The following is a 921-nucleotide window of genomic DNA, read 5'->3' on the forward strand; positions in this document are numbered from 1 at the left end:
CACATCGATTGGGACGCTCCCGGCAACGCCAGCGTGACCCGCCACTACGCCAGCGACAAGCAGCACGAAGTCCAACCCTACCCCGGCATGATGCTCTCTGCCCGCTATCAAGGCATGGTGGTACGCGTCGAGGTCGAAGCCTACCGCGAAGACGACGCCCTCAGCATCGGCAAGGTCGCCGCCCTCATCGACACCCAAGGCACGCGTCACCAAAACCACGGCGATCTCAGCATCGGCGATGTCGTCCGCCTTCCAGACGACAAGCGCGCCCTGGAACCTGCAATCGAGGATGAACAGGACTGAGGGATAGAGAGACGCTCAATGCGGGTCGCTACCATTTGTCGGCATCGAATTGCAGGAAGTCACCTGCCCCGGTTAGATTGCTGCGTAAACACGCAACAAAAGGATGACCATGTCAACGCTTCGCCCTGTGCTTTCGTCCATGCTGGCCCTGCTCGGCAGCGCCACGCTTTTGGCCTCCATGACCGCCCAAGCCGATGCGCTCGAACAGCAGCGCCAGGATCTTCACAATAACGTTCAAGTCATCGCCCACCGCGGTGCCAGCGGTTACGCACCGGAACATACCTGGTACGCCTACGACAAAGCACGCGCGATGGGTGCCGACTACATCGAACTGGACGTGCACATGAGTGCCGATGGGCACCTGATGGCCATCCACGACACTACCCTAGAGCGCACTACCGATGGCCAAGGGCCGGTGAAGGAACACAGCCTCGACGAACTCAAGTCACTCGACGCCGGCAGTTGGTTCAACGAAGCCCACCCGGAATACGCCGACGACGCCTACGCCGGCGCCAAGATGCTCACTCTCGATCAGATCATCGACCGCTACGGCCAGGACGTGCGCTACTACATCGAGACCAAGTCACCCAAGGACTATCCCGAGCTTCAAGACGCCCT

2 protein-coding genes are annotated in these 921 nt (G+C 60.6%); both read left to right on the forward strand.

Annotated elements, in window-relative coordinates; genetic code table 11:
* On the forward strand, positions 1-303 hold a 303-nt coding region (locus OP496_RS18095; RefSeq protein ID WP_280565355.1), incomplete at its 5' end, for a hypothetical protein.
* Between the two features lie 109 nt (positions 304-412).
* Positions 413-921, forward strand: a 509-nt coding sequence (locus OP496_RS18100) for a glycerophosphodiester phosphodiesterase family protein (RefSeq protein WP_280565358.1), incomplete at its 3' end; no start/stop codon positions are given.

This window comes from Chromohalobacter sp. 48-RD10 (assembly GCF_029889785.1).
Classification (GTDB): Bacteria; Pseudomonadota; Gammaproteobacteria; order Pseudomonadales; family Halomonadaceae; genus Chromohalobacter.